Below are 19,089 nucleotides of genomic sequence, written 5' to 3'. Positions count from 1 at the left end.
CCGCATGTACTTCCTGCAAGCCCCGCAACTGCTCGAACTCGAGCCCTTCACCCGCCTGCCCGACGCACTGCGGCGGCGCCAGCCCTCGGCCTGGGCCGACGCCAACCGCGGCGGCCAGCCGACCGACTCCTTCCTCGAAGGCCCGGTGTTCGACGACGCGGGCCACCTCTACGTGGCCGACATCCCGTTCGGCCGCATCTTCCGCATCGACCCGGCAGGCGCATGGAGCCTGATCGCCGAATACGACGGCGAGCCCAACGGCATGAAGTTCGTCGATGCGCACACGCTGCTCGTGGCCGACTACCGCAACGGCCTGGTGCGCATCGACATGCGCAACGGCCAGGTGACGCCGTGGCTCGAACGGCGCAACAGCGAGCGCTTCCGCGGCGTGAACGACCTGGTGCTCGATGCCGAAGGCAGCATCTACTTCACCGACCAGGGCCAGAGCGGGCTGCACGACCCGTCGGGCCGCCTCTACCGGCTGCGGCCCGACGGCCGGCTCGACCTGCTGCTGTCGAACGTGCCGAGCCCCAACGGCGTGGCGCTGTCGCCCGACGGCCGCGTGCTCTACCTCGCGGCGACGCGCGGCAACTGCGTCTGGCGCGTGCCGCTGATGCCCGACGGCAGCGTGGCCAAGGTCGGACAGTTCTTCACCTCCTACGGACCGAGCGGGCCCGACGGGCTCGCGGTCGACAGCGAGGGGCGGCTGCTGGTCGCGAACCCCGGCCTCGGCCTGGTCTGGGTGCTCAACGGCCGGGCCGAGCCCGTGGTGGTGCTGCGCGGCCCGGTGGGTGCGTCGACCACCAACCTCGCTTTCGGCGGGCCGGATAGGCGCACCGTCTACGTCACCGATTCCACGCATGGCCAGGTGCTCAGGTACACGCTCGACGTGCCCGGCCTCGCGCTGCACCGCGCGCCGGCCCCGCCGCCGCACTGAGGCGTCGCCTTTCGGTGGTATGTTGCGCGGCGCCCTGCGCCCATGCTCATGCCCATGCCACCGACCCTTCCCCTCCCCCTTGCCCGCATCCGCATCACGCTGCTCGCCCTTCTTCTCGGGCTGGCCGCGGGCGCTGCCTTCGCCGCCGACGACGCCGCATCGCACAGCCGCGACCCGTCCGGCAACGCCGCCTTCCTCGCCGCAGTGCGCGACACCCCCCTCGGCCCTGACGCGGCGCAGGCGTACTTCCTGGTCAGCCTGTTCCGCCGCGCGGGCGCGCCGGCCGATGAAGTGGCGGCGCTGCAGCGCGAACTGCTGCATGCCTACGTCGCACAACTGAACGCGCCCCCACAAGCGGCGCCAGCGCCGCCGCCAGCCAGTGCCTGGGATTCGCTGCGGCGCCGGCTGTCGGACCGCGCGCAGCCGGCGCCCGAGACCGTGGCGACCGCGATCGCGCGCGGGCGGACGCGTCCCGCACCGCTCGATGCGTCGTTCCGCGAGGCGTGGCAGGCCTCCTTCGACCAAGGCCTGTCGCTGCGCCTCGGTCCGGGCGAAGGGCGCTCGCCGGTCTTTCTGATCGACGGGCGCGATCTCGAAGCGATCGGCCCCGGCACCTGGGCCGCGCCCTCGGCCAACGGGCAGGTCTGGCTGCGGCTGTCGCTGCGCCTCGTCAACAACTCGGCGCGGCCCCTGCCAGTGCAGCGCCCCGAGCTGCGGCTCGTCGCGGAGAACGGCGCGTCGCTGGTCTTTCAATGCGACTGGGACCGCGCGCCGCCGCTCAGGCCGCCGAGCGAGATGCAGGCGCATGCCGTCACGCTGCTCGCGCCGGGCGCGGAATCGGCGCCGCTGGCCTGCGGGACCGCGCCCGCCCCGGGCTACTGGCGCGAACGCGTGCCCGCGCTGCTGCTCGCGGCGCGCACGAGCGAGGCCGGCGCCGGGCCGCGCCTGATCTCGCACGACCTCGACAGCGCGCGGCGCCTGTTCCACCTCGAACTCGCGCTGACGGAGAGTGCCCCGCAGGCCGCGGACTGGGGCCAGCGCCTGCAGCTGGCGCGCCGGGAGCCCGGCAGCCAGTGGACGGCCGGCGAGCGCCTGCTCGAGCCGCCCGAGCGGCGGCGCTGGGCCTCGGCGCCGCACCAGGGTTGGCAGAGCTCGCTCGCGGCCTTCAAGGCGTTCATGGCCATGACGGTGCTGGCCCTCGGCCTGTTCGTCGCCGGGCGCGGGCTGCGGCGCGCGGGCGTGCCTTCGGTCGTCGTGGGCGTGGGCACGCTCGCGGCGGGCGCCGGTGCCTTCGCGCTCGCCATGGCGCAGCTCGGCGGCGGCAGCGGCACCGGCTACGGCCATCCGCTTTGGACCGGAATCGCGCTCTGGAGCGTCTATTTCGGCCCGATGCTATTCGCGGTGCTGGGCCTGCACTGGCTGCACAAGCTGCTCGATGCCGAGGATCTCAGTTGGTGGGAGACGGTGGCCACCGGCTGGCGCCATGCCGCGAACCTCACGCGCCCCACCTCGCGCGCCGAGTTCTGGGGCTTTCTCGCGCACTGCACCTGGCTCTGGATGCTGGCGCGGCTCTGCGCCGCGCCGCTCGACCGCTGGCTCGGCGCCGCCCTGCTGCTGCCCGTGCTCACGCTCGCGGTGCGCCGCCTGCACAGCCTGACGCGCGACGAACTCGCCGAGATCGGGCTCACGGTGATCGGCGTGCTGCTGCTCGTGCTGCTGCAGGTGGTCGAGAACATTTAAGCCGTTTGCATACACAATCCTTACCAAAAGGAGCGTGCAATGCCGTCTGATAACGACTTCGAATCGATGTTCGAGTTTGCGCCCATGTCGCTGTGGCTCGAGGACTACAGCGGCCTGCTGCGGCTGTTCGATTCCTGGCGCGCAACGGGCGTGACGGACCTGGTCGCGCACCTGAAGGCCGATCCGCAGCGCGTGCGCGACTGCATGGCACAGCTCCAGGTGGTCAGCGTGAACCGCAGCACGCTCTCGCTCTTCGGTGCGCGCGACCAGGCCGATCTGCTCGCGCGGCTCGACAGCGTGTTCCGCGACGACATGGCCGCCCCGGTGATCTACGAGCTCGACCAGCTCTGGCGCGGCAACCTCTGCTTCGACAACCGCAGCTTCAACTACACGCTCGACGGCCGCCGGCTCGACGTGCACGTGCGCGTGCGCGTGCTGCCCGGGCACGAGCACTCATGGGACCGCGTGCTGGTCTCGCTCGAGGACATCACCGCGCGCGTGCAGGCGGAGCGGCTGCGCGACGAGAGCGAACGCTATGCGCGCGAGCTGTTCGAGCGCTCGCCCGTGTCGCTGTGGGTGGAGGACTTCAGCGCGGTCAAGGCGCTGCTCGACGACATCCGCGCGCGCGGCATCACCGACTTCGCGACCTTCATCAAGGTGCACCCCGAGTTCGTCACGCGCTGCATGAAGGAGATCCGCGTCATCGACGTGAACCGCGAGACCCTGCGCATGTTCGGCGCGCCCGACAAGGCCGCGCTGCTCGAAGGCCTGCCCGAGATCTTCCGCGACGAGATGCACGACTCCTTCGCCGACCAGCTGCAGGACCTCTGGAACGGCCGCATGCAGCAGCAGCGCGAGGTCATCAACTACGCCCTGACCGGCGACCTGGTGAACATCCACATGCAGTTCGCGGTGCTCGACGACCGGCTCGACACCTGGGACCTGGTGCTGGTGTCGCTGATCGACATCACGGCGCGCAAGAAGGCGGAGGCGTACCTCGAGTACCTCGGCAAGCACGACGTGCTCACGCAATTGCACAACCGCACCTTCTTCACCGAGGAGCTGAACCGCCTCTCGCGCAAGGGCCCGTGGCCGGTGTCGGTGCTCGCGATCGACATGAACGGCCTCAAGCCCGTGAACGACGAGGAAGGCCACGCCGCCGGCGATGCACTGCTGCGGCGCATGGGCGAGGTGCTCGGCAAGGCGGTGGACGAACCCGGCTGGCCCGCGCGCATCGGCGGCGACGAGTTCGCGGTGCTGCTGCCCAAGACCGACGAGCGCGGCGCCGAGGCGATGCGCGAACGCATCATGTCCATGCTCGAACTCAACAACCAGTTCTACGCCGGGCAGACCGGGCGGGTGCTGAGCATCTCGATCGGCATGGCCACCTGCGAGGCCGGCGATTCGCTCGATGCGACGCTGCAGCGTGCCGACCGCGCGATGTACGAGGACAAGGCGCGCTACTACCGCGAGAACCCGGATGCTTCGCGGCGGCAGATCGAGGCGGATGCGGCGCCGGGGGTGAGTCGGTACTGAGGTTGCGCGACCGCGCGCCGCGCTGCACCGGCACGCCCCGGGCGGGCTCTCACAGCCTGTCCGGCGCGGGCAGTTCTACCTGCCGCCGGCGTTGTCGCCGTACGACGGCAGTTGCCCGGAGCGGTTCAGTTCCGCCACCTGGGCACGGCTTGCCCTGCGGCCCGCGCGCCGTTCCTCGCGCGAAAGCCGCGCCGTGGCCTGCGGCCGCGGGTTGCCTTCCCCGGGCTGGAAGCTGCGCGCCGCCGCCGCCCCGCGGGCGCGGCGTGCAGGCCGAGCCTCGGCTCGCTCGGCCCGTGACACCCGGGGCCGTGCAGCGGGTCGGGGATTGCCTTCGCCGGGCGTGAAAGAGCGCGCGGCCTCGACGCCTTCGGCGCGCCGCTGCGCCCGCTCGGCCGCCTCGCCCGCAGCGGGCGTCTGCGCGGACGCATGAGAAACGATCAGTTGCGTGATGACAAGGGCCGAGGCCCGGACCAGATGCTTCATGGTGAACTCCTTGGGTTGAGGGAACGAACGAGCGAGCGCAACCTGGCCCGGCCGCGAGGCGGCGATACCGGGAAGGCGCTCCGGGGGAAAGCGGCCTCAGGCGTGAAGCAGCGTCTCGATCCGGATCGGCAACTCGTACTGCCGTTTTCCGGTGGCATGGAACACGGCATTGGCGATCGCGGGCGCCACGCCGACCAGGGCAATCTCGCCGAGGCCCTTGACGCCCAGCGGATTGACGTGCGGATCGACCTCGTCGACGAAGAGCACGTCGATGCGCCCGATATCGAGGTTCACCGGCAGCAGATAGTCGGCCATGTGCGCATTGACCGGGCGGCCGTCGCGCGGATCGAGCACCGTGCGCTCCATCAGCGCCATGCCGATGCCGCCGACGATGCCGCCCACGCACTGGCTCGTCGCCAGCCGCGGATTGACGATCCGGCCCGCGCCGTAGGCGCCGACGACGCGGCGAACACGCACGAGCGCCAGTTCAGGGTCGACCGTGACCTCGACGAAGACCGCACCGAAGGCATGCATCGAAAAACGGCGGGCGATCTCGGGGTCGCGCGCCGACGACCCCGTGGCTTCGATTGCGTTCGCCCCGATCCGGGCCAGGATTTCCGCATAGCTCTCGCCAGGTCCGCTTCCAGCCCGAGCGCGCAGCCTGCCGCCCTCCCACGCCATCGCGGCGTTCGAGAGGCCCTGGACCCCGGTGGCGCCGACGGCGGCGCGGCGCCCGACCTCCGCCTGCACTGCCTGGCACGCGGCCCGGATCGCGGAACCGACCGAAGCCATCGTCTGCGATCCGCCATGTGGCGGTGCCGGCGGGAAGTCGGAACGCCCAAGGCTGAAACGCACCCGCCCTGCATCGAGGCCGAGCGCCTCGGCCGCGACCTGGGTCATCGAGGTGTAGGTACCCGGCCCCATGTCGCTTGCGGCCGCCTCCACTTCGGCCGTGCCGTCCGCGAGGATCCGCACGCGCGCACTCGCAGGGCTGTGCAGCACAGGATAGTTGGCGCATGCCACGCCCCAGCCGACACGCAGGCGGCCTTCGCGCATCGAGCCCGGCTGCGGGTTTCGCCGCGCCCAGCCGAAGCGCGCGGCTCCCGCTTCGTAGCACTTGAGCAGCGATCGACTCGAGAACGGCAGCTGCTCGCCCTCGTCGAGCGCGGGCTCGTTGCGGCGCCGAAGTTCCAGCGGATCCAGCCGCAGCGCATGCGCCAGTTCGTCCATCGCACACTCGAGCGCGAACATGCCGCTCGCCTCTCCGGGACCGCGCATGTAGGTCGGCGTCGAGGTATCGAGCGCCGTGAGGCGGTACTGCGTGCGCACGTTCGGGCATGCGTACATGAAGGACGAGACCGATGTCAGCGCTTCGACGAACTGCTCGTAGCGGCTGGTCTCGCCCGTGCCTTCGTGGATCAGGCTCGTGAGCCTGCCGTCGGGCGTCGCGCCGAGTGCCAGCCGCTGGATCGTGCGCGGCCGATGGCCCGTGGCGAAGAACATCTGCCGCCGCGTCAGCACGAGCTTCACCGGACGGCGGACCTCCCTCGCCGCCATCGCCGCGAGGGTGACGTGCGACCAAGTGCGCAGGCTGGTGCCGAAGGCACCCCCGATGAAGGGACAGACCACGCGCACCTTTTCGGGCGCAATGCCGAAGATGGCGGCGATCTCGGCCTGCTCGTTGACCACGAACTGGCTCTTGCTCCACAACGTCAACTGGTCGCCCTGCCACGCGGCGACGGTGGCGTGCGGTTCCATCGGCATGTGGTTCTCGCGCGCCATGTCGAACGTCACGTCGACCTTCACGGGCGCCGCCGCGAGCGCGGCCGCCGCATCGCCGCGCGAACGGTCGGCCGCACCGCGGCCGCCGCGCTTGCCAGCTTCGGGGATGACCGGTCGCGCGCGTGCGTCGCGGCCGTCGACCAGCGGCTGCTCGGCCACGTAGCGGATGCGCAGCGCCATCGCGGCCCGCTCCGCCTGGTCGAGCGTCTCGGCCACCACCACCGCCACCGGCTGGCCATGGAAGCGCACGCGGTTGTCCTGCAGCACATGCAGCCTTTCGCCGAAGGCCGGGTCGATCGGTCCCTTGTGCCCGCGGTAGGGCAGTCGCGGCGCGTTGAGGTGGCTCAGCACGCCCAGCACACCGGGCATCCGTCGTACCGCGTCGGCCTCGATGCCCGCAATGCGGCCCAGTCCGATCGTGGCGTTCACGATCACGGCATGCGCCTGGCCGGGCTGGTTGAACTCCGCGGCATAGAGCGCGCGGCCCGTCACCTTGGCCCTGCCGTCGATCCGGGCCACCGGCTGGCCGATGAGGTTGTGGTCGCTCATGTGCGTTCTCCTGCCATCTCCAGCGCGCGGACGACTGTGCGTCCGAGCAGTTCGACCTTGTAGCCGTTGTGCGCCGAGGGGCTCGCGCCCGTGGCTGCGATGTTCGCAGCCTGCTCGAAACTGGCGCGTGCGAAGGGTTTGCCGACCAATTGGTTCTCGACGGCGCGCAGCCGCCACGGGATGGTGCCCACGCCACCGCAAGCCACGCGCGCCGCGCGGATCACGCCGCCCTCCACCTGCAAGGCCGCGGCGGCGGAGACCACCGCGAACTCATAGGACGAGCGGTCGCGCACCTTGAGATAGCGCGCGGCCCGGGCGTGCGCTGCGTTCGGCACCCTGACCTCCACGATCAGCTCGCCGGGCGCCAGGCTGTGCTCGAGGTGCGGCGTCCGCCCCGGCAGGCGGTAAAGCGCTTCGACCGGCAGTGCACGCAGGCCGGCGGGCCCCTGCACCCGAAGCGTCGCATCCAGCGCGACCAGGGCGACGGCCAGGTCCGAAGGATGGGTCGCGATGCAGTGGCTGCTCGTGCCGAAGATCGCGTGGCCGGCATTCAGGCCGCCGAGCGCCGCGCAGCCCGAATTGGGCGTGCGCTTGTTGCAGGCCGCATCGAGCATGCGGAAGTAGGGGCAGCGTACGCGCTGCAGCAGATTGCCGCCGACCGACGCCATGTTGCGCAGCTGCGGCGAGGCGCCCTCGACGAGCGACTCCGCGATCAGCGGCTGCAGCGCCCGTACCTGCGCATGCGCGGCGACCTCGGACATGCGTGCCAGCGCGCCGATCACGAGCTCCTCGCCCTCGATGCGGATATGGCCGAGCGGCAAGGCGTTGATATCAACCAGCTTCTGCGGCTGCTCGACCTCTTCGCGCATGAGGTCGATCAGCGTGGTGCCGCCGGCGATGTAGCGGCCGCCGCTGGCCGCGGCCTGCAGCGCGGCGCTCTGGGTCGAGACCTTCTGAAGGGTGAACGGGATCATGATGACCGCTCCTTTCCGACCTCGACGATCGCTTCGACGATGCCCGGGTAAGCGCCACAGCGGCAGATGTTGCCGCTCATCCAGGCGCGGACCTCGTCGGCCGAGCCGGCATGCCCTTCACGGATGCAGGCGACGCCGGACATCAGCTGACCGGCCGTGCAATAACCGCACTGGAAGCCTTCGTGTTCGATGAAGGCGGCCTGCAGCGGATGCAGCTGCTCGCCCTGCGCGAGCCCCTCGACGGTGGTGATCTCGGCGCCATCGTGCATCGCCGCAAGAGTCAGGCACGCATTGATCCGCCGTCCGTCGAGGAGCACCGTGCAGGCGCCGCACGCACCCTGGTTGCAGCCCTTCTTGGTGCCGGTCAGCGCGAGCTTCTCCCGCAGTACGTCGAGCAGCGACTGTCGCAGGTCGACCTCGAGCTCCACCGGTCGACCGTTGACCCGCAGGCGCACTGCGGCCGTGGGTTCGGCGCGGCCCGACCCTGCCGCGGCGGCCGCCGGTACAGGCGACAGGCCCGCCGCAGCGAGCACGCCGCTGCTCGCGAGCAGCAGTTGCCTGCGCGTGAGCTCCGGATCCCCCGGGCCGAACGCGTCGGACGCCGTGGACCATGGAGAAGGCTCTTCGTATCGATCGAACGCTGTTGACATGAACTTCCTTTCATCAGCCTGGAGGGCCCTGGTGGGGGATGCCGGCTGGCGATGATGAAGCGACGTGCTGCGTCTTTCGAGTTAAGACTTGTCAATCCTTGATTAAGTGGCAAAAGGTGCTAATCGGGCGAAGAAAGGCCGCCAAAGATCAAGGTCGAGGGGCCAGGCCGCGCAGTTGCAAAGATTTTTTCTTACGTCTACGCTTCGTTGACACATACCAAGAACCCCAGAAGCCAGAGCCGGTGCTCGTGCACTCCCTTGGCGAGGAGAACCATGAGCAACAGGCGCAAATGGCCATTGGAATGGGCCGAGGCCTTCGACCTCCAATGCAGGGAAACCGCCCGTCGCGGCGGCGCACGCGGCGGCGCCCACCACGCGCGGTCCGGCTTCGCAAGCGCGCACATGCTGCGCGACATTGGCGGCGGCGATCCGCCCTCGGGCGGCGGCGGAGGGCCGGCCGGCCTGGAGATGCTGATCCATTTCGGTCCGTTCAGCCTCTCGCCGACCCGGCGCGTGCTGCTCGAATCGGGCCAGCCGGTACGGCTCGGCAGCCGGGCGCTGGAGATCCTGCTGTTCCTGATCGAGAACGCGGGCAAGTTCGTCAGCAACACCGAAATCTTCAAGCGCGTCTGGCCGCGCAACGTCGTGGTCGAAGGCAATCTCCGCGTGCACATCGCCAGCCTGCGCCGGGCCATCGGTGACGGCCAGGAGGGACGGCGCTACATCATCAACGTGCCCAACCGCGGCTACAGCTTCGTCGCGGAGCTGTTCCGCAGCAGCGCCGCGGTGCCGGCCCCGCCGTCGGCGCAGACGCGCGGCATGCAGCCGGCGCCGGGCGGCTTCGTGCCCTCGCCGCTGAGCCGCGTGATCGGCCAGGAGGCAGCGATCCAGACGCTGGTGCAGCAGATCGCGCGGCGCCGCCTCGTGACGCTGGTGGGGACGGGGGGCATCGGCAAGACGACCGTCGCGATGGCCGTGGCCACGCGTGAGGACGTCGCCGCGCAATGGAGCGGGGTGCACTTCGTGGACCTCGCCTCGCATTCGGATCCCGCGCTCGTGCCGGCTGCGCTGGCGTCGGCGCTCGGCCTCGGCTCGCTCGTGGGCGATGCGCTCAGCAGCCTCGTCGCCTTCCTGCACGACAAGCGCCTTCTGCTGCTGCTCGACAACTGCGAACACCTGATCGGCCCGGTTGCCACGCTGATCGAGGACATTCTGCGGCGCGCGCCCGGCGTGCACGTGCTCGCCACCAGCCGTGAGCCCCTCGGGGCTCAGGGCGAGTGGGTGCAGCGGCTACCGCCACTGACCATGCCGCCTGCGGGCGCGGGCCTTTCGGCCAGGCAACTGCTCGCCTTCTCCGCGGTGGAACTGCTGGTCGAGCGATGCGCCGCATCCGTCGACCAGTTCAGCCTGCAGGACTCGGACGCAGCCGCGGCCGAGGCCATCTGCCGGCGCCTCGATGGGCTTCCGCTGGCCATCGAGCTCGCAGCGGCACGTGTCGGCTCGCTCGGACTCAAGGCCGTCGCCGAGGCGCTCGACGACAGGTTTGCGATGCTCAACAAGGGCCGTCGCACGGCGGTGCCGCGCCACCGTTCGCTGCGTGCGACGCTGGACTGGAGCTTCGAGCTGCTGTCGGACGCGGAGCGCCGTCTGCTGCTGCGGCTGTCGGTGTTCGCGGGGCCGTTCACGCTCGACGCCGCGCTGGCCGTGGCAGTGAGTCCGGACCTCGCGCAGGAAGAGGCCGTGGACGCCATCACCGAACTCGTCGCCAAGTCGCTGCTCACGGTCGATGCAGGCGGCGAGGAGCTCAGCTTCAGGCTGCTCGAGACCACGCGCGCCTATGCGGCCGAGCGACTCGCGCCCGTCGACGTCGAGTCGGCGCGGCTGCGCCGCCTGCACGCGCAGCACTTCCTGGCAGCGCTCGAGCGCTCCGAGGAGGCATGGCGGACGATGCTGCCTGCCGATTTCATGGCTGCCTTCGGCGGCCACGTGGACGACGTGCGCGCCGCATTGAACTGGTGCTTCCAGAGCGGTGGCGACCTGTCGCTGGGCATCGCGCTCGTGGTGAAGGCGGCGGCGCTGTTCTTCCAGATGTCGTTCACCGACGAGCACCGCCAATACGTCGAGGCGGCGATGGCCGAGCTCGCGCGCTCGGGGCATCGCATCGAGCCGCGGCTGGAGCTCGAACTCAACGTGATCGCGGGGCATGTGATCTTCAATGCCCACGGCTTGCATCCCGACCGGGATCGCGCCTTCGCCAAGGCCCTCGAACTGGCCGAGCAGATCGGGGACGCGCACCTGATGGCGGTCACGCGCAGCACGCAGTGGATGGGGGCCTACCAGGCCTCGGACCCCGGCCTCATGCTCCTGCATGCGCAGCAATATGAAATCCTGACCGCCGGCACCAGCGACGTGGCGCTGCAGCTGCACCGCGACCGCATCTTCGCACCCACGCTCCACCTGCTGGGGGCGCAGCGCGAGGCAGCGGCCTGCTGCGAGCGCGGCCTGGCCGAACCGGCGCTCACGCGCGTGCCTTTTCTCGCGGGCGTGCGCATCGATCGACGCGTCGCGATGGGCGCCATCCACGCGCGCGTGCTCTGGCTGCTCGGATTGCCCGAGCAGGCAGAGCGCGCCGTCCGGCAGGCGATCGACGCGGCCGAGCGCGCGCACGAGCCCGTCGCCCTGGCGAGCGCGCTCGCCTCGAGCGCCTGTCCACTCGCGATCTGGTGCGGCCGCATCGAACTGGCGCGCGAGCGCCTCGACCGGCTCTTGCGGCTGACTGCGGAGCGCGCGCTGACGGTCTGGCACGGCTACGGCCGCGCGTTCGAGGTCTACATCCGCTGGCGCGAACAGGGAGCCCAGGGCCTGCCGCCACCGCTGCCCTCCTCCGTCGAGCGGGTGCCGCAGCTGTCGCAGCTGCTGGCGACCTTCCATCCCCACTACGTGACCGATCGCCTGGTCGGGATCGGCGAAGCGGGCCTCGCGGGCTGGTGCCGCTGCGAGCTGCAGCGCGTCGCCGCGGAGCGCCTGCGCGCAACGGACGCCGTCGCGGCTGAGCGGCTGCTGGTCGAGACGCACGCCCTCGCCCTGCGCGAAGGCACGCTGCCCTGGGCGCTGCGCACGGCGGTGAGCCTTGCCGCCGCGGCCCGCGCGCGCGGCGAGCCGCAGGCGGCGATCGAGGTGCTCGAGTCGACGCTGGCGCTCGTGAGCGAAGGCTTCGACACGCAGGACGCGGTCGCGGCGCGTGCCGCCTCCATCGAAGCGAAGGCGCTGCTGGATGCACCGCGCTAGTTGATCGCGAGGCCGAGCGCCTCGGCGAGCCTGCGCGCGTTTTCGTAGCCGGCCTGGATCTGCGCCTTCATCGCAGCCGGGCTCAGGTCCGGGGAGGGCGTCACGCCATCGTCGAGCCAGCGCTGCTGGAGCGCGGCATCCTGAAGGGCATCGCGCAGCGCCGCATTGAGTCGGCCGACCACGTCGGCCGGCGTCTTCGCCGGCGCCACGAGCCCCTGCCACACGTTGAAGGCGCCAACGTCGAACCCCTGGTCCGCGAAGGTCGGCACCCCGCGCAATGCGTCGAGCCCGGATTTGCCGATGATCGCGATCGGGCGGACGGCCCCCGAGGCGATGAAGCCCATCGAGACGGTGGTGACTGCATCGCTCGCGAGCGTGACGCGCCCGGCGATCAGGTCCAGCGTGGCCTGGTTGTTGCCGCGGTACGGCACCGGCAGGATGCGCCCGCCGCCGCTGCGGTTGAGCATCTCGACCAGGAAGTGCGCGTTGCTGCAGACGCCCGGCGTGCCCCAGGTATAGCGCTCGGGTTCCTTTCTCGACGCGGCGATCAACTCGGCAAAGCTCGTGAACATGGCGTCGCCCTTCACCAGCACCAGCGTCGGCGCGGTCGCGATCAGGCCCACCATCTCGAAATCGTTCACCGGGTGGTACGGCGGCTCCTTGCTGCAAGCGGGCGTGAATTCGTGCGTCGACGCCGTCGCAATGCCAATCGTGTAGCCGTCGGGCCTGGCCTTGGCCACCGCATCGGCGCCGATGGCGCCGCCCGCGCCGGCGCGGTTCTCGACGTGCACCGGCTGGCCGAGCGAGGCACTCATCTTCGTCGCGATGCCGCGCGCCACCAGGTCTGTGGGGCCGCCCGTGCCGAAGGGCACGACGAGGCGGATCGGCCGGCTCGGGAACGGCTCGGCCGCGAGCACTGGCGAGACTCCGGCCCATGCAAACAGGAGGGCGGCCATCGCCGAAGCGCGGCAGGTGGAAAGAAGCGGGACAGCGGACATCGCAAGGGCTCCTGACCTGGTGGGCCGCGAAGTTTAGGCAAGCGCGAATCAACCGGCAAGGCAGCGCTAAGCAAGGATTGACGCGAATTAACTCGACGCGCTGCGGCGGCGGTCCGACCATGAAGCGGACCGTCGGGGCATGGCGCGGGCCGCGCTTTCGTCGCCCCGCGGCCCATTCCCATCCATCGTTCATCGACATCGGAGAAGCACAGATGCAGATTTCCTCTCAGCAGGCCTCGGCGATCGTCGCCGCGGGCGAAGCGCGCGCCAAGGCAATCGGTGTGCGCGCGAACATCGCAGTGCTCGACGGCGCCGCCCACCTCAAGGCCTTCAGCCGCATGGACGGTGCCCTGCTCGGCTCGATCGACATCGCGCTCGGCAAGGCCAGGACCGCCGCCCTGTTCGGCATGAGCACCGAAACCGTCGGCGAGTTCTGCCGGCCCGGCGGCACCTCGCCGGGCCTGGAGCTCACCAACGGCGTTCTCGTCGTCTTCGCGGGCGGCGTCCCGCTGCGCGACCCGGGCGGCGCCCTGCTCGGTGCGGTCGGCGTCTCCGGCGGCGCCGTGGCGCAGGACCTCGATATCGCCCAGGCCGCGGCCGCGGCACTCCCGGCCTGAGCACCGAGTCCTTCTCGAATCCAACCTCAACCCAACCCTCCGAAGGAGCACTTTCATGAGCAAGACCATCCTCATCACCGGCGCGGGCAGCGGCTTCGGCGAAGCCGCCGCCATCGGCATGGCCCGGAACGGACACCAGGTGATCGCCACCGTGCAGGTGTCGCCGCAGGTCACGCCGCTGCGCGAGAAGGCGAAATCGCTCGGACTTTCCAACCTCCGCGTCGAGCGGCTCGATCTGACCGACCGCTTCGACATCGCTCAGGCGCTGACCTGGGACTTCGACGTGCTCTGGAACAACGCCGGCCAGGGCGAGAGCGGACCGGTCTGGGAGATCCCGATCGAACTGGTCCGGCGCAATTTCGAGATCAACGTCTTCCTGCCGCTGGTGCTGACGCAGGGCGTCGTGCAGAAGTGGGTGAGCCGCAAGACACCGGGCAAGGTGGTGTTCACCTCGTCGATGGGCGGTCTCTTCACGCCCGCGAACTGGGGCACCTACGTCTCGACCAAGCATGCGCTGGAATCGATCGCCGAGGCGCTGCAGCAGGAGCTCAGGCCGCACGGCATCAAGATCCAGACGATCAATCCGGGCGCCTACTACACGGGCTACAACGAGACCATGGCGGACAACGCCTTCCGCTGGCTCGACGACGCCCGCAACTTCACCAAGCGCGCCGACCTGCGCAAGGGCTTCGACGACTTCTTCGCGACACCCGAAGGGAAGATGGACCCGCAGGAGATGATCGACCGCATGATCGAGATCGTGCCGGCCGACACGGGCAGGTTCCGCAACGTCGTGCCCAAGGCGATCGAGGACATGCTCAAGCTGCACCAGCATTCGGCGTGGGAAAACACGATCTGACACGGCGCCGCCGGCAAGCAGCATCGCCACGGAAGCCACGGGGATGAGTGCGTCGCGGCATGGCATCGATCTGCTGCCGGTCGTCACGCTGCTCGCGGCCGCGGTGATCGCCGCGCCGCTGTTCAAGCGCCTTGGCCTGGGGTCGGTGCTCGGCTATGTCGCCGCGGGCCTGGCGATCGGGCCTTTCGGCCTGGGTCTCTTCACCGACCCCTCGGCCATCCTGCAGCTCGCAGAACTCGGGATCGTGATGTTCCTCTTCATCGTCGGGCTGGAGATGCGCCCCTCACGGCTCTGGGGCATGCGGCGGCAGATCTTCGAACTCGGCTCGGTGCAGGTGGCGGTCTGCGCGGCGGCACTCACGGCCGCCGGGATGGCCATGGGCGAGCGCGCCGCCATCTCCTTCATCGCTGCGGCGGGCTTCGTGCTGACCTCCACGGCCATCGTCATGCAGATGCTCGAGGAGAGCGGGCGGCTCGCATCGCCGCGCGGACAGAAGATCGTGTCGATCCTGCTGCTCGAGGACCTGATGATCGTGCCGCTGCTCGCTGTCGTGAGCCTGCTCGCGCCGGCGCACGGGGGCACGGGGACGACGCAGGCAGGTGGCGCGTTCGGTACGGTTCTTGCCGCCGCGGCCGCGATCGCCGGGCTCGTCGCGGCGGGCCGCTGGCTGCTGAACCCGCTGTTCGACCTGCTCGCGAAGGCCAGGGCGCGCGAAGTGATGACGGCAGCGGCGCTGCTGGTCGTGCTGGGCGCCGCCTGCATCATGGAGCGCAGCGGCCTCTCCATGGCGATGGGCGCGTTCGTCGCCGGTGTGCTGCTGTCGGAATCGTCGTATCGCCATCAGCTGGAAGTCGACATCGAGCCGTTCCGCGGCGTGCTGCTCGGCCTGTTCTTCCTGGCTGTCGGCATGTCGCTCGACTTCGGCCTGGTCGCGGCCCAATGGCCGTGGGTACTGGCGCACGTCACCGTGTACATGCTGCTCAAGTCGCTGGCGATCTACCTGGTCGCCCGGGTGTTCCGTACGCCGCGCGACGAAGCGCTCGAACGCGCCGTGCTCATGGCGCAGGGAGGCGAGTTCGCCTTCGTGCTCTACGCGGCTGCGGCGGCCGTCGGCATCATCGATGCACGGCAGAGTGCCGTGCTGACCGCCATCGTCATCCTCTCGATGGTGCTGACGCCACTGGCGACCACCGTCATGCGCATCGCGCGAAGCCGGCGCCGCACGTCGGCACCCGGCGGTTTCGAAGGACCGCCCGACGTCACCGAGGCGGCGCTGCTGATCGGGTTCGGCCGCGTCGGTCAGATCGCGAGCCAGTTCCTGCTCTCGCGCGGCTATGGCGTCTCGATCATCGACACCGACGTCGAGATGATCGAAGTCGCGCGCGGGCTCAAGTTCGATGTCTACTACGGCGACGGCACCCGACTCGACATCCTGCGTGCCGCCGGCGCCGGCAGGGCCCGCGTCGCGCTCGTCTGCGTCGATGCTCCCGAGGCGGCCACGCGCATCACCGAGGTGCTGAAGGCGACGTTTCCCCTTCTGCCGGTCGTCACGCGCGCCAGGGACCGCATCCACAGCCTCGATCTCATCCACGCCGGCGCCGATGTGCAGGTGCGCGAGACCTTCGAATCCGCGATGGTGCTGGGCGCAGCCGCGCTGCAGCGGCTGGGCGTGGACGCGGCGGCGATCGCCGAACTGTCGCGGCGCATCCGACGGCAGGACGAACAGCGCCTGCAGATGGAACTGGTGAGCGGCCTCGCCGCAGGCCGCGCCTTGTTCAGCGGCGACGCGCTTGCGGAACCGCCCCGGCAGTGTTAGCCTTCGCCCCCCAAAGAAATCAACATCGTCGTGTGGCCGAAGCCGGCCGCACGCCCAGCACCATGAAGCCGTTCGCCAACGCGCAAGCCGACTCGAAGACCCGCACCGCTGCTGCGGCGGCTTCGTTGAGCGCGTTTTTCGCTGAACCGCTTTTCTAGAGCTTTCCCCCGGAGGCTCGGCCTCCTGAGTTTCACAAGACCCGGTAGGCCTCGAGCCACCGGGTCTTTTCTTTTTTGTCTGCTTACCTGGAGATTCGGACATGAGCCTTGAACGAGAACTTTCTTTCGCCGCACGTGCTGCCTGCGCAGTGCCGTGCTGCGCCTCCGTGGAGTGGTTCGTGTAGAGCTCCAGGCCCTCGTGCGCCTGGAGGTCCATCCTTCAGGCAAGAAGAAAGCCTGTCGGGTGGTCAGCCCGACAGGTTTTTTTTCGTCCGCTTGGCGGACACGTGAGTTTGGTGCGCGCGCACCTGCAACCCGCCGACTGTTTCGCCTGGCCAGCGGGCCGGATCGGCTTTTTCACTCTCTCAAACTGGAGAAAAAAATGATGAACAACAAAGTTCATGTGAACGTCGGAACCATCGGTCACGTCGACCATGGCAAGACGACCCTGACGGCCGCTCTGACCTCCGTGCAGGCTGCACGCCTCGGCGGTCGTGCGCTGTCCTACGGTCAGATCGACAACGCGAAGGAAGAGCGCGAGCGTGGCATCACGATCAACGCCTCGCACGTCGAGTACGAATCGCACAGCCGCCACTACGCGCACATCGACTGCCCGGGGCATGCCGACTACATCAAGAACATGATCACCGGCGCCTCGCAGATGGACGGCGCGATCCTGCTGGTGGACGGCACCGAGGGCGCCGCACGGCAGACCATCGAGCATGTGCTGCTGGCGCGCCAGGTCAACGTCGGCCACATGGTGGTGTTCGTGAACAAGATGGACCTCGTGGCCGAAAGCGACCGCGCCGACATCGAGCAGCTGATCGAGATGGAGATCGGCGCGCTGCTGGAAGCCCACGGGTACCGCGATCCGCGCTTCGTCTTCGGCAGTGCGCTGAAGGCCCTGGCCGCCGCCGAGCGCGGCGAGCTCGAAGGGCCCGATGTGCAGTGCATTGCCGATCTGGTCGACGCGCTGGACACGTGCATCCCCGATCCGGTGCGCGACTACGGTGGCCCGTTCATGATGCCCGTCGAAGGCGTGCACACCATCACGGGCCGCGGCACCGTGGTGAGCGGCCGCGTCGAGCGCGGGGTGATCCGTGTCGGCGACAGCCTGGAGATCATCGGGCTCAGCGCGGCCGGCGACGAACAGGTGGTCGTGACCGGCGTGCAGTCCTTTCACAAGGACGTCGTCGAGGCACGGGCCGGCATGAACGTCGGCCTGCTGCTGCGCGGAGTCAAGCGCGACGATGTCGTGCGAGGCCAGGTGGTCGTGAAGCCCGGTGCGCTGAAGCCGTACCGGACGGGGCGTGCGCAGATCTTCGTCCTCGGCAAGGACGAAGGTGGCCGCCACACCCCGTTCGGCTCCGGCTACCAGCCGCAGTTCTTCTTCGGCACGACCGACGTGACAGGTGTCATTCGCGTCGAGACCGAGACCGGCCTGGTCGAACCGGGCGCACAGGCGCAGATCAGCTTCGAGCTGAACAAGCCCGTCGCGATCGAAGCCGGCATGCGCTTTGCGATGCGCGAAGGCGGCAAGACCGTCGGCGCAGGCGTCGTGACCGCGCTGATCGGCTGAAAGGCTGATGCGCACTTGCCCCTGTCGCCTCTTGCGAGGCGGCAGGGGCATTTTTTTGGAGCGCCCACCTTTCGGTCGAGGTGGCGGCGGCTTGCAGGGTGTGCGCCTCAGTGCTGCGTGACGACGATCGGCGCGCCCTTGGTGATGATCATCGTGTGCTCGTACTGCGCCGAGAGGTTGCCGCGGACGCCCGCGAGCGTCCAGCCGTCGCCGGTCTCTTCGACGATGCGGCTCTTGGTCGAGAGAAAGGGCTCGATCGTGATGACCATGCCTTCGTGCAGCACGCGTTTGTCGGCCGGATCGAAATAGCCGGCGATCTGCTCCGGCGCCTCGTGCAGCGCGCGGCCCACGCCGTGGCTCGCGAGGTTCTCGATCACCTTGAAGCCATAGGCCTTGGCCGTGCGCTCGATGGCGGCGCCGATGCCGCTGACCGGCTGCCCGGCCCGCGCGCGCTTCATCGCTTCGACCAGCGCCGTGCGCGTGGCGTGGCAGAGCCGCGTCTTCTGCAGCGTGGACGGCGGCACGATCCGGGTGCCGCCCGTGTCCGCGAAGTAGCCGCCGAGCTCGGCCGACACGTCGACGTTCAGCACGTCGCCCGCACGGATCACGCGCTCACCCGGAATGCCGTGCGCCGCTTCCTCGTTGATGCTGATGCATGTCGCCCCCGGAAAGCCGTAGGTGAGCCGCGGCGCGGAGCGCGCGCCATGTTCCTCGAGCAGCCGCTCACCGAGCTGATCGAGTTCGCGCGTGGTCATGCCGGGGCGGGCGGCATCGAGCATCTGCTGCAGCACCAGCGAGACGATGCGGCCGATGCGCTTCAGCGCGAGGACGTCGTCTTGGGTTTCGATGGTCATGGGGGTCCTCTTCAGAAAAAGAATTGCGCGGAGGCGCGGGAGAGCGTAGGTCGCTGTTCGGCGATGGTGCCATGGTGGATGATTGTGCCCAGGCTGTTGCGCTGCGCCGCCATTCGCCCGGAAGTCCTTCGTGCCGCTGCAGGGCACAACGCTTGTGCGGTGATCGCGCCGAGCGCAAGTGTGGGTCAACGGCAGTACTCGCCGCGCTTTTTGGCCTGCTCGAGAGGAATTTTGACGACGCTGTCGACCAAAAAGGGCAATCGCAAAGC

14 protein-coding genes are annotated in these 19,089 nt (G+C 69.6%); 8 read left to right on the top strand and 6 right to left on the bottom strand.

The window, feature by feature from the left end:
* The first annotated feature begins 4 nt into the window (after positions 1-4).
* The 3 genes from M2165_RS00885 to M2165_RS00875 are packed head-to-tail and all read left to right on the top strand — an operon-like array spanning position 5 to position 4,213.
* Positions 5-937, top strand: coding sequence for an SMP-30/gluconolactonase/LRE family protein (locus M2165_RS00885; RefSeq protein WP_280812777.1), 933 nt, complete (start codon positions 5-7; stop codon positions 935-937).
* A gap of 54 nt (positions 938-991) precedes the next feature.
* Entirely contained in the window at positions 992-2,677 is a 1,686-nt protein-coding gene (locus M2165_RS00880; RefSeq protein ID WP_280812776.1) for a hypothetical protein, read from the top strand.
* Positions 2,678-2,716: 39 nt separating this feature from the next.
* A complete protein-coding gene (locus tag M2165_RS00875) occupies positions 2,717-4,213 on the top strand; it encodes a GGDEF domain-containing protein (protein WP_280812775.1) in 1,497 nt (498 codons plus the stop codon).
* A 75-nt stretch (positions 4,214-4,288) separates the two neighbouring features.
* Here the strand turns inward: M2165_RS00875 and M2165_RS00870 are convergent, their stop codons facing one another.
* The 4 genes from M2165_RS00870 to M2165_RS00855 form a co-directional block, all read right to left on the bottom strand.
* Complete coding sequence (locus M2165_RS00870) at positions 4,289-4,696, bottom strand: hypothetical protein (protein WP_280812774.1); 408 nt, start codon at positions 4,694-4,696, stop codon at positions 4,289-4,291.
* 96 nt (positions 4,697-4,792) lie between these two features.
* A complete protein-coding gene (locus M2165_RS00865) occupies positions 4,793-7,027 on the bottom strand; it encodes a xanthine dehydrogenase family protein molybdopterin-binding subunit (protein ID WP_280812773.1) in 2,235 nt (744 codons plus the stop codon).
* Positions 7,024-8,001, bottom strand: coding sequence for a xanthine dehydrogenase family protein subunit M (locus tag M2165_RS00860; protein ID WP_280812772.1), 978 nt, complete (start codon positions 7,999-8,001; stop codon positions 7,024-7,026). Before M2165_RS00860 ends, M2165_RS00865 begins: the two co-directional genes overlap by 4 nt.
* The gene (locus M2165_RS00855) at positions 7,998-8,651 is read right to left on the bottom strand and encodes a 2Fe-2S iron-sulfur cluster-binding protein (protein WP_280812771.1); all 654 of its coding nucleotides are present in this window, start codon (positions 8,649-8,651) and stop codon (positions 7,998-8,000) included. The genes M2165_RS00860 and M2165_RS00855 overlap by 4 nt, the downstream gene beginning before the upstream one ends.
* 402 nt (positions 8,652-9,053) lie before the next feature.
* On the opposite strand from M2165_RS00855, the gene M2165_RS00850 reads away from it, so the two are divergent.
* On the top strand, positions 9,054-11,939 hold the full coding sequence (locus M2165_RS00850; RefSeq protein ID WP_280812770.1) for a winged helix-turn-helix domain-containing protein: 2,886 nt from the start codon (positions 9,054-9,056) through the stop codon (positions 11,937-11,939).
* Here the strand turns inward: M2165_RS00850 and M2165_RS00845 are convergent.
* On the bottom strand, positions 11,936-12,895 hold the full coding sequence (locus M2165_RS00845) for a tripartite tricarboxylate transporter substrate binding protein (protein WP_280812769.1): 960 nt from the start codon (positions 12,893-12,895) through the stop codon (positions 11,936-11,938). The two genes, M2165_RS00850 and M2165_RS00845, sit on opposite strands and share 4 nt — an antisense overlap.
* A 161-nt stretch (positions 12,896-13,056) precedes the next feature.
* On the opposite strand from M2165_RS00845, the gene M2165_RS00840 reads away from it, so the two are divergent.
* The 4 genes from M2165_RS00840 (at position 13,057) to M2165_RS00825 (ending at position 17,966) form a co-directional block, all read left to right on the top strand.
* A complete protein-coding gene (locus M2165_RS00840; RefSeq protein ID WP_280812768.1) occupies positions 13,057-13,554 on the top strand; it encodes a heme-binding protein in 498 nt (165 codons plus the stop codon).
* Positions 13,555-13,609: 55 nt separating this feature from the next.
* On the top strand, positions 13,610-14,413 hold the full coding sequence (locus M2165_RS00835; RefSeq protein WP_280812767.1) for an SDR family oxidoreductase: 804 nt from the start codon (positions 13,610-13,612) through the stop codon (positions 14,411-14,413).
* A gap of 43 nt (positions 14,414-14,456) precedes the next feature.
* The gene (locus M2165_RS00830; protein WP_280812766.1) at positions 14,457-16,229 is read left to right on the top strand and encodes a monovalent cation:proton antiporter-2 (CPA2) family protein; all 1,773 of its coding nucleotides are present in this window, start codon (positions 14,457-14,459) and stop codon (positions 16,227-16,229) included.
* A 540-nt stretch (positions 16,230-16,769) separates the two neighbouring features.
* On the top strand, positions 16,770-17,966 hold the full coding sequence (locus M2165_RS00825; protein WP_280813150.1) for an elongation factor Tu: 1,197 nt from the start codon (positions 16,770-16,772) through the stop codon (positions 17,964-17,966).
* Positions 17,967-18,073: 107 nt separating this feature from the next.
* Here the strand turns inward: M2165_RS00825 and map are convergent, their stop codons facing one another.
* On the bottom strand, positions 18,074-18,820 hold the full coding sequence (map, locus tag M2165_RS00820) for a type I methionyl aminopeptidase (RefSeq protein WP_280812765.1): 747 nt from the start codon (positions 18,818-18,820) through the stop codon (positions 18,074-18,076).
* Between the last annotated feature and the right edge of the window lie 269 nt (positions 18,821-19,089).

Source organism: Variovorax sp. TBS-050B (assembly GCF_029893635.1).
Classification (GTDB): Bacteria; Pseudomonadota; Gammaproteobacteria; order Burkholderiales; family Burkholderiaceae_C; genus Variovorax.
The sequence above is the reverse complement of the archived record's forward strand: the minus strand, read 5'-3'. Positions and strand labels throughout refer to the sequence as shown.

What these genes read in the sequence shown, in the direction of transcription:
- M2165_RS00885 (WP_280812777.1), top strand. Translation starts at nt 5, where the DNA reads ATGTACTTCCTGCAAGCCCCGCAACTGCTCGAACTCGAGCCCTTCACC.
- M2165_RS00880 (WP_280812776.1), top strand. Translation starts at nt 992, where the DNA reads ATGCCACCGACCCTTCCCCTCCCCCTTGCCCGCATCCGCATCACGCTG.
- M2165_RS00875 (WP_280812775.1), top strand. Translation starts at nt 2,717, where the DNA reads ATGCCGTCTGATAACGACTTCGAATCGATGTTCGAGTTTGCGCCCATG.
- M2165_RS00870 (WP_280812774.1), bottom strand. Translation starts at nt 4,696, where the DNA reads ATGAAGCATCTGGTCCGGGCCTCGGCCCTTGTCATCACGCAACTGATC.
- M2165_RS00865 (WP_280812773.1), bottom strand. Translation starts at nt 7,027, where the DNA reads ATGAGCGACCACAACCTCATCGGCCAGCCGGTGGCCCGGATCGACGGC.
- M2165_RS00860 (WP_280812772.1), bottom strand. Translation starts at nt 8,001, where the DNA reads ATGATCCCGTTCACCCTTCAGAAGGTCTCGACCCAGAGCGCCGCGCTG.
- M2165_RS00855 (WP_280812771.1), bottom strand. Translation starts at nt 8,651, where the DNA reads ATGTCAACAGCGTTCGATCGATACGAAGAGCCTTCTCCATGGTCCACG.
- M2165_RS00850 (WP_280812770.1), top strand. Translation starts at nt 9,054, where the DNA reads ATGCTGCGCGACATTGGCGGCGGCGATCCGCCCTCGGGCGGCGGCGGA.
- M2165_RS00845 (WP_280812769.1), bottom strand. Translation starts at nt 12,895, where the DNA reads ATGGCCGCCCTCCTGTTTGCATGGGCCGGAGTCTCGCCAGTGCTCGCG.
- M2165_RS00840 (WP_280812768.1), top strand. Translation starts at nt 13,057, where the DNA reads ATGAAGCGGACCGTCGGGGCATGGCGCGGGCCGCGCTTTCGTCGCCCC.
- M2165_RS00835 (WP_280812767.1), top strand. Translation starts at nt 13,610, where the DNA reads ATGAGCAAGACCATCCTCATCACCGGCGCGGGCAGCGGCTTCGGCGAA.
- M2165_RS00830 (WP_280812766.1), top strand. Translation starts at nt 14,457, where the DNA reads ATGAGTGCGTCGCGGCATGGCATCGATCTGCTGCCGGTCGTCACGCTG.
- M2165_RS00825 (WP_280813150.1), top strand. Translation starts at nt 16,770, where the DNA reads ATGATGAACAACAAAGTTCATGTGAACGTCGGAACCATCGGTCACGTC.
- map (WP_280812765.1), bottom strand. Translation starts at nt 18,820, where the DNA reads ATGACCATCGAAACCCAAGACGACGTCCTCGCGCTGAAGCGCATCGGC.